Source organism: Acidovorax benzenivorans, from assembly GCF_028680575.1.
Lineage (GTDB): Bacteria > Pseudomonadota > Gammaproteobacteria > Burkholderiales > Burkholderiaceae_C > Acidovorax > Acidovorax benzenivorans.
The window spans coordinates 24,023-32,165 of the sequence record NZ_JAPCKI010000026.1; the positions used below are offsets into that span (position 1 = coordinate 24,023).

The 8,143-nt window shown below is 59.0% G+C and carries 8 protein-coding genes and 1 tRNA gene; all 9 read right to left on the minus strand.

Features of this window, described 5'->3' with window-relative positions; translation table 11 throughout:
- Nucleotides 1-3 precede the first annotated feature (3 nt).
- Entirely contained in the window at nucleotides 4-4,116 is a 4,113-nt protein-coding gene (rpoB, locus tag OIN59_RS24505; protein ID WP_274114708.1) for a DNA-directed RNA polymerase subunit beta, read from the minus strand.
- Between the two features lie 266 nt (nucleotides 4,117-4,382).
- Nucleotides 4,383-4,760 carry a 50S ribosomal protein L7/L12 gene (gene rplL, locus OIN59_RS24510; protein ID WP_008907085.1) on the minus strand — a complete coding sequence of 126 codons (378 nt, stop codon included), beginning with the start codon at nucleotides 4,758-4,760 and terminating at the stop codon, nucleotides 4,383-4,385.
- 40 nt (nucleotides 4,761-4,800) lie between these two features.
- Nucleotides 4,801-5,325: a 50S ribosomal protein L10 gene (gene rplJ, locus OIN59_RS24515; protein WP_034695835.1), complete on the minus strand. Its 525-nt coding sequence runs from the start codon at nucleotides 5,323-5,325 to the stop codon at nucleotides 4,801-4,803.
- Nucleotides 5,326-5,564: 239 nt separating this feature from the next.
- A complete protein-coding gene (gene rplA, locus OIN59_RS24520; RefSeq protein ID WP_218297388.1) occupies nucleotides 5,565-6,260 on the minus strand; it encodes a 50S ribosomal protein L1 in 696 nt (231 codons plus the stop codon).
- Nucleotides 6,261-6,692, minus strand: coding sequence for a 50S ribosomal protein L11 (rplK, locus tag OIN59_RS24525; RefSeq protein ID WP_056641824.1), 432 nt, complete (start codon nucleotides 6,690-6,692; stop codon nucleotides 6,261-6,263). It lies immediately after the preceding gene.
- A gap of 163 nt (nucleotides 6,693-6,855) precedes the next feature.
- Nucleotides 6,856-7,452 (minus strand): transcription termination/antitermination protein NusG, encoded by a 597-nt coding sequence (nusG, locus tag OIN59_RS24530; RefSeq protein ID WP_274114717.1) that lies wholly within the window; start codon nucleotides 7,450-7,452, stop codon nucleotides 6,856-6,858.
- Nucleotides 7,449-7,835 carry a preprotein translocase subunit SecE gene (gene secE, locus OIN59_RS24535; RefSeq protein WP_274114719.1) on the minus strand — a complete coding sequence of 129 codons (387 nt, stop codon included), beginning with the start codon at nucleotides 7,833-7,835 and terminating at the stop codon, nucleotides 7,449-7,451. Before secE ends, nusG begins: the two co-directional genes overlap by 4 nt.
- 91 nt (nucleotides 7,836-7,926) lie before the next feature.
- A tRNA-Trp gene (locus tag OIN59_RS24540) sits at nucleotides 7,927-8,002 on the minus strand.
- Between the two features lie 15 nt (nucleotides 8,003-8,017).
- A partial coding sequence (locus OIN59_RS24545; protein ID WP_456057495.1) for an EF-Tu C-terminal domain-related protein occupies nucleotides 8,018-8,143 on the minus strand: 126 nt, incomplete at its 5' end.

An 8,143-nucleotide genomic window follows, 5' to 3' on the forward strand; every position in this document is an offset into this window, starting at 1 on the left:
TGCTTAGGAGCGTTCCAGCTCGATGTCCAGGCCCAGCGAACGGATTTCCTTGACCAGCACGTTGAACGATTCCGGCATGCCGGCTTCGATGGCGTGCTCGCCCTTGACGATGGATTCGTACACCTTGGTACGACCCACCACGTCATCGGACTTCACGGTCAGCATTTCCTGCAGCACGTAGGCGGCGCCATAAGCTTCCAGCGCCCACACTTCCATTTCCCCGAAACGCTGGCCACCAAACTGCGCCTTACCACCCAGCGGCTGCTGCGTGACGAGCGAGTAAGGACCGGTCGAACGGGCATGCATCTTGTCGTCCACCAAGTGGTGCAGCTTCAGGTAATGCATGTAGCCGATGGTGGTCGGGCGCTCAAAGCGCTCGCCCGTGCGGCCGTCAAACAGGTAAGCCTGCGTGCGGGTCGGCGTCAGGCCCTTGCGCTCTGCAATGTCGTCTGGGTAGGCGATCTTGAGCATGTCCTTGATTTCTTCTTCCGAAGCACCATCGAACACAGGGGTGGCGTAAGGCACACCGTTCGTCAGGTGTTCCGCCATGGCCATCAGGTCCTCGTCGCTCAGTTGCGACAGGTCTTCCTTGCGGCCACGCGAGTTGTACACCTCTTCCAGGAACGTGCGCATTTCGGACGCCTTGGCCTGCTCTTGGAGCATGTTGCCAATGCGCTGACCAATGCCCTTGCCGGCCCAGCCCAGGTGGACTTCCAGCACCTGACCAATGTTCATCCGCGAAGGCACGCCCAGCGGGTTCAGAACGATGTCGGCAGGGGTGCCGTCGGCCATGTAAGGCATGTCTTCGACCGGAACGATCTTGGACACCACACCCTTGTTACCGTGGCGGCCGGCCATCTTGTCGCCAGGCTGCAGGCGGCGCTTGACGGCCAGGTACACCTTGACCATCTTCAGCACGCCCGCTGGCAGCTCGTCGCCTTGCGTGAGCTTCTTGCGCTTTTCTTCAAAAGCCAGGTCAAAGCTGTGGCGCGTCTGCTCCAGAGCGTTCTTGATGGATTCGAGCTGGGTCGCGACTTCGTCCTCTGCAGGACGGATGTCGAACCAGTGGAATTTCTCCACCGACGACAGGTAAGCCTTGTCGAGCTTGGTGCCCTTGGACAGCTTTTGTGGGCCACCGTTGGCCACGCGGCCGGTCAGCAACTTTTCGATACGATCGAACGCGTCGGCCTCCACGATACGCAGCTGGTCGTTCAGGTCCAGACGGAAGCGCTTGAGTTCATCATCGATGATCTGCTGGGCGCGCTTGTCGCGCTGGATGCCTTCGCGGGTGAACACCTGCACATCGATCACGGTGCCAGAGGAGCCCTGGTCCACGCGCAGAGAGGTGTCCTTCACGTCGGAAGCCTTCTCGCCGAAGATGGCGCGCAGCAGCTTCTCTTCTGGCGTGAGCGTCGTTTCGCCCTTGGGCGTGACCTTGCCGACCAGCGTGTCGCCGGGCTGCACTTCGGCACCCACGTAGATGATGCCGGACTCGTCCAGGCGGTTCAGTTGCTGCTCCGACAGGTTCGGAATGTCGCGCGTGATTTCTTCGGCGCCCAGCTTCGTGTCACGGGCCATCACGACCAGTTCTTCGATGTGGATCGAGGTGTAGCGGTCTTCAGACACCACGCGCTCAGAGATCAAGATCGAGTCTTCGAAGTTGTAGCCGTTCCAGGGCATGAAGGCGATCAGCATGTTCTGGCCGATGGCGATTTCGCCAAAGTCCGTCGATGCACCATCGGCCACCACGTCACCCTTGACCAGCTTGTCGCCCTTCTTGACGATAGGACGCTGGTGGATGTTGGTGTTCTGGTTGGAACGCTGGTACTTGATGAGGTTGTAGATGTCCACACCCACTTCACCGGCCACGGCTTCGTCGTCGTTCACGCGCACCACGATGCGGGTAGCGTCCACGTAGTCCACGATACCGCCCCGAGTGGCAGTCACCACGGTGCCCGAGTCCACGGCAGCCACGCGCTCGATGCCCGTGCCCACCAATGGCTTTTCAGGACGCAACACAGGCACGGCCTGGCGCGACATGTTGGCGCCCATCAGCGCGCGGTTCGCATCATCGTGCTCCAGGAATGGCACCAGCGAGGCAGCCACCGACACGATCTGCGCAGGCGACACGTCCATGTACTGCACGCGGTCCGCGCCGCACAGGATGGATTCACCCTTTTCACGGGCAGAGACCAGATCACCCGTCAGGCGGCCGTCCTTGTCGAGCACGGCGTTGGCCTGCGCGATCACGTACTTGCCTTCTTCGATCGCCGAGAGGTAGTCGATCTCGTTCGTGACCTTGCCATCCACCACGCGACGGTACGGGGTTTCGATGAAACCGTACTCGTTCAGGCGGGCATACAGAGCCAGCGAGTTGATCAGACCAATGTTGGGGCCTTCGGGCGTTTCGATAGGACAGACGCGACCGTAATGGGTCACGTGCACGTCACGCACTTCGAAGCCTGCACGTTCGCGGGTCAGACCGCCTGGGCCGAGGGCAGACACACGGCGCTTGTGCGTGATTTCTGCCAGCGGATTGGTCTGGTCCATGAACTGCGACAGCTGCGACGCACCGAAGAACTCCTTGAGGGCCGCAGAGATCGGCTTGGAGTTGATCAGGTCGTGGGGCATCAGTGGCTCTTGCTCGGCTTGGCCCAGACGCTCCTTCACAGCCTTTTCGATACGTGCAAGGCCCGTGCGGTACTGGTTTTCAGCCAGCTCGCCCACACAGCGCACGCGGCGGTTGCCCAGGTGATCGATGTCATCGACTTCGCCATTGCCGTTGCGCAGGTCCACCAGGATCTTGACCACGGCCAAGATGTCTTCGTTGGACAGCACCATGGGCCCGGTGGATTCGTCGCGGCCGATCTTGGCGTTGAACTTCATGCGCCCCACGCGCGACAGATCGTACGTGTCGGGGTTGTAGAACAGGCGCTGGAACAGGGCCTGCACGGCGTCTTCAGTCGGCGGCTCGCCGGGGCGCATCATGCGGTAGATAGCCACGCGGGCAGCGAACTCGTCCACCGTTTCGTCGATGCGCAGGGTCTGCGAGATGTAAGCGCCTTGGTCCAGCTCGTTCGTGTAGATGACCTGCAGGTCTCGCACACCGGCAGAACGCAGCTTCTTGAGCAGCGCTTCGGTCAGCTCTTCGTTGGCCTTGGCGATGATTTCGCCCGTATCGGCATCCACAATATTGCGGGCAACGACGCGACCGATCAGGAAGTCTTCGGGCACGCTGATGTGCGTGGTGCCAGACTGCTCCAGTTCGCGGGTGTGACGGGCGGTGACGCGCTTGTCCTTGGCCACGACAACCTTGCCGGACTTGTCAGTGATGTCGAAACGCGCCACTTCGCCGCGCAGGCGCTCAGGCACAAACTCCATTTGTGCACCGCTGTCCATCAGGCGGAAGTTGTCGTTGACGAAGAAGTTCGCCAGGATCGATTCCGGGTTCAGGCCGATGGCCTTGAGCAGGATCGTGACCGGCATCTTGCGGCGGCGGTCCACCCGGAAGTACAGGATGTCCTTTGGATCGAATTCGAAGTCCAGCCACGAGCCGCGGTAGGGAATGATGCGGGCCGAAAACAGCAACTTGCCCGAGCTATGCGTCTTGCCCTTGTCGTGTTCGAAGAACACGCCTGGCGAACGGTGCAGCTGAGACACGATCACCCGCTCGGTACCGTTGATGATGAACGAGCCCTTGTCGGTCATCAAAGGCACTTCGCCCATGTAGACCTCTTGCTCCTTCACTTCCTTGACGACCTTGGACTGCGAGGTCGAGGATTCGCGGTCATAGATGATCAGTTGGACCTTGGCACGCACGGCCGAGGCAAAGGTCAGACCACGGGTCTGGCATTCGCGCACGTCGAAGGCGGGCTTGGCCAGGTTGTACTCGATGAATTTCATCTCCACAAAACCGTTGTGGGAGACGATGGGGAAGGCTGCGTCAAATGCAGCCTGCAGGCCTTCGATGGTTCTTTTCTGGGGTGCTTTATCAGCCTGCAAGAAAGCGGTGTATGCGTCCTTCTGCATCTGCAGCAGATAAGGAACTTCGAGCACGCTATCGCGGGTGCCGAAACTTTTGCGAATTCGCTTGCGTTCGGTGTAGGAATAGGCCATGAGATCTCCGGGCAAAGACATGAGTCCTGGGTCTTCGACGACTGACCCACAAGGAGCGTGGTCCTTGTGGGCTTGGCGGTTGGCCACTACCAACCATGGCGGACGGTGATGCGTTGCACATCACCCGAACCAAGGCGTCTTCTGCTGTCGGGGTTGTCAGAAGACACTCGAAAGCCTCGTTGAAAACGGGGCTTGCGGGTGCTCTCTGAAAGCACCAAAGGCTGGAGGCCCTTTGAGGAGCACTCCAGCCCTTGAAAGAGACCGAATTACTTGAGTTCGGCCTTGGCGCCGGCTTCCACCAGCTTCTTGACGGCTGCTTCGGCGTCGGCCTTGGCAATGCCTTCCTTGACGTTCTTGGGAGCGCCGTCCACCAGGTCCTTGGCTTCCTTGAGGCCCAGACCGGTGATTTCGCGCACTGCCTTGATGACGGACACCTTGTTGGCGCCAGCTTCGGTCAGCACCACGTTGAATTCCGTCTTTTCTTCGGCAGCAGCGGCGCCAGCGCCACCACCAGCGGCAGCAGGAGCAGCCATGGCTGCAGCGCTCACGCCAAACTTCTCTTCAATGGCCTTCACCAGGTCATTGAGTTCCAGAACCGTCATGCTGTCCAGCGCGGTCAAAAATGCGTCTTTATCGAATGCCATTTTGATTTCCTAACAATTGTGTTGGTTGACTGCCCAGCTATCAAGCTGCTGCAGGTTCGGCGGCCGGTGCGGCTGCGCCTTCGCCTTTTTTCGCCGCCAGTGCGCCCAGCACAACGGCCGTACGCGACATGGGGGACATAAGCAAGCCACAAATCTGAGCCAGCAGAACTTCCTTGGAAGGAATGTTGGCCAGTTGCTTCACGCCGTTGACGTCCAGGGCTTTACCACCGAAAGCGCCACCGCGAATCACCAACTTGTCGTTGGTCTTCGCAAAGTCGGCCACCACTTTCGCGGCAGCCACGGCGTCTTCGGAGAAGCCATAGATCAGGGGACCAGTCATCTGGTCAGCCACCACGTCAAACTGGCTGCCTGCCACAGCACGGCGGGCCAGGGTGTTCTTCAGAACACTCAGGCTCACACCCTTGCTGCGAGCATCAACGCGCAGTTTGGTCATGTCGGCGACCGTGATGCCACGGTATTCCGCGATCACAAGCGTTTGAGCTTTAGCGGCGAGGCTGGTCACTTCACTGATGACCGCTTCTTTCTCACTGCGATTAAGACTCAAGGTCTACTCCTTAAATTGCGCATTCAGGCTTGCACCCTCCTGCGCGCTCTTGTTGCAGCGACCAACTGTTTCGGAACGGATTCCATCTGCAGCGGGATCGCCATCTGCGTTGGCCCCCGAGGGGATTAAGTGCGGCTAACCGCACACCAACGGTCTTGGATGGCCTGCAGGCAGGTGTTGACCACCTACAGCCCACCACATCAGGCCCTTTGAAAAGGCCCGAAGATTTTTTATCGCAATTACGCTGCGATGGATTGCGTATCCACGCGGACGCCAAGGCCCATGGTGGAAGACACAGCGACCTTGCGCAGGTACAGACCCTTGCTCGAAGCTGGTTTGGCCTTGTTCAGTGCATCGATCAGCGCAGCCAGATTGCCTTGCAGCTTTTCGTTGTCGAAGGAACGGCGGCCAATGGTGCTGTGCACGATACCGGCCTTGTCCACGCGGAACTGCACTTGACCAGCCTTGGCGTTCTTCACAGCTGTGGCAACGTCAGGAGTCACGGTACCCACCTTGGGGTTAGGCATCAGACCACGAGGGCCCAGGATCTGGCCCAGGGTACCCACAACGCGCATGGCATCAGGGGCTGCGATCACCACATCGAAAGGCATGTCGCCAGCCTTCACCATGGCAGCCAAGTCGTCCATGCCGACGATGTCAGCACCTGCAGCCTTGGCTTCTTCCGCCTTGGCGCCTTGTGCAAACACGGCCACACGGGTCGTCTTGCCAGTGCCATTGGGCAGCACCACGGCGCCACGCACCACTTGGTCCGACTTCTTGGCGTCAATGCCCAATTGCACTGCCACGTCGATGGACTCATCGAACTTGGCCGTTGCGGCTTCTTTCACCAGAGCCACTGCGTCTGCAAAAGCGTACAGCTTGGTGCTGTCAACCTTGCCCTGCAGGGCCTTTTGCTTTTTCGTCAACTTGGCCATTTACAACCCCTCCACCGTCACGCCCATCGAGCGTGCGGAACCAGCCAGCGTACGGACAGCAGCGTCGACGTTTGCGGCGTTCATGTCCTTCATCTTGGTTTTGGCGATCTCTTCGAGCTGCTCGCGCGTGATCTTGCCGACCTTGATCTTCAGGGCATTGGAAGAGCCCTTTTCGAGCTTGATCGCCTTCTTGATCAGAGTCGTCGCAGGCGGCGTCTTGATGATGAAGGTGAAGCTCTTGTCTGCGAACGCCGTGATGACCACGGGCAACGGCAGACCTGGTTCCACACCTTGGGTCTGCGCATTGAATGCCTTGCAGAACTCCATGATGTTGAGACCGCGCTGACCCAGTGCTGGACCAATGGGTGGGGATGGATTGGCCTTACCAGCTGGGACTTGCAGCTTGATAAAACCGACGATTTTTTTCGCCATGCTTTACTCCTGACGGGTCATAACGCTTGTGTTGCACCGTGCAACCACCAGCTCCCCGGGGGTTAACGACTCACTGTGACGACGTCCGCACCGAGTCGAAAAGTGCGGCATCCAAAACTATTGCACTGACCACAGAGGCCGGTCAGGCTTGTGATCGACAGACTTATGTCTTTTCGACCTGTCCGAACTCCAGCTCCACCGGGGTCGAGCGACCGAAGATCATCACGGAAACGCGCACGCGGCTCTTCTCGTAGTTGACTTCTTCGACGGAGCCATTGAAGTCCGTGAAAGGACCTTCCTTGACGCGCACCAACTCGCCCACCATGAACTCGATCTTGTGGCGCGGCTTGTCGGTGCCTTCCTGCATCTGGCTGACGATCTTTTGCACTTCGTCTTCCGAGATTGGCGCTGGGCGGTTTTTGGCACCACCCACAAAACCCGTCACCTTGTTGGTGTGCTTCACCAAGTGCCAAGTGTCGTCATCCATCACCATCTCAACGAACACATAGCCAGGGAACAAACGACGCTCCGTCGTCTTGCGCTGGCCGTTTTTCATTTCGACGACTTCTTCGGTCGGCACCAAGATGCGACCAAACTTGTCCTGCATGCCAGAGCGACTGATGCGCTCCTGGATGTTGCGCTCTACCGCCTTCTCCATACCCGAATAGGCATGGACGATGTACCAGCGCAGGTCTGGATTGGCCGAGGCAGAAGCGCCTGCAGGAGCTTGTGCTCCCGTGATTTCCGCAGCGGTCGTCATGACTTTCTCCAACCCAAAATCAAGTCGTACAAGACCCACTCCAGCGTCTTGTCCGTGAGCCACAGGAAAAGCGCCATGATCACCACAAAGGCAAACACATACGCCGTCATCTGCAAAGTTTCCTTGCGCGTAGGCCAGACCACCTTTTTCACTTCGCGCCATGCATCTTTGGCAAACGCGACGAACTGGCGCCCAGACTCCGACACCAGAAACACCGCCGCAGCCGCAACCAGCCCGACGATCAATGCTGCCCACTGAACGACAGCACCTTGCTTGCTCAACAAATAAAAGCCCGCAACGGACGCAATGACCAACGCCACCACCGCTGCGAGCTTGGCCTTGTCTGCGCCTGTATTGACAGTTTCAACCTGTGAAGTGGCCATCTTTGAGTATTTCCTGCTTCCGAGTCACGGCGCCACTTAAGACACCGAAGCCCGCCAGGGTCTGGCGGGCTTGTTGGGGGCCACATTCAAGTGGCAGGGGCAGTAGGAATCGAACCTACAACCTTCGGTTTTGGAGACCGACGCTCTGCCAATTGAGCTATACCCCTATATACCTTGCTTGATTAAGCAATGATCTTGGCCACGACGCCAGCGCCCACGGTACGGCCGCCTTCGCGGATAGCGAAGCGCAGACCTTCTTCCATGGCGATGGGGTTGATCAGCTTCACAGTGATCGACACGTTGTCACC

Bases quoted from the DNA above. Each gene is read 5' to 3' on its own strand.
- rplA (WP_218297388.1), bottom strand. From the start codon at position 6,260: ATGGCCAAGTTGACGAAAAAGCAAAAGGCCCTGCAGGGCAAGGTTGAC.
- secE (WP_274114719.1), bottom strand. From the start codon at position 7,835: ATGGCCACTTCACAGGTTGAAACTGTCAATACAGGCGCAGACAAGGCC.
- rplK (WP_056641824.1), bottom strand. From the start codon at position 6,692: ATGGCGAAAAAAATCGTCGGTTTTATCAAGCTGCAAGTCCCAGCTGGT.
- rpoB (WP_274114708.1), bottom strand. From the start codon at position 4,116: ATGGCCTATTCCTACACCGAACGCAAGCGAATTCGCAAAAGTTTCGGC.
- nusG (WP_274114717.1), bottom strand. From the start codon at position 7,452: ATGACGACCGCTGCGGAAATCACGGGAGCACAAGCTCCTGCAGGCGCT.
- rplL (WP_008907085.1), bottom strand. From the start codon at position 4,760: ATGGCATTCGATAAAGACGCATTTTTGACCGCGCTGGACAGCATGACG.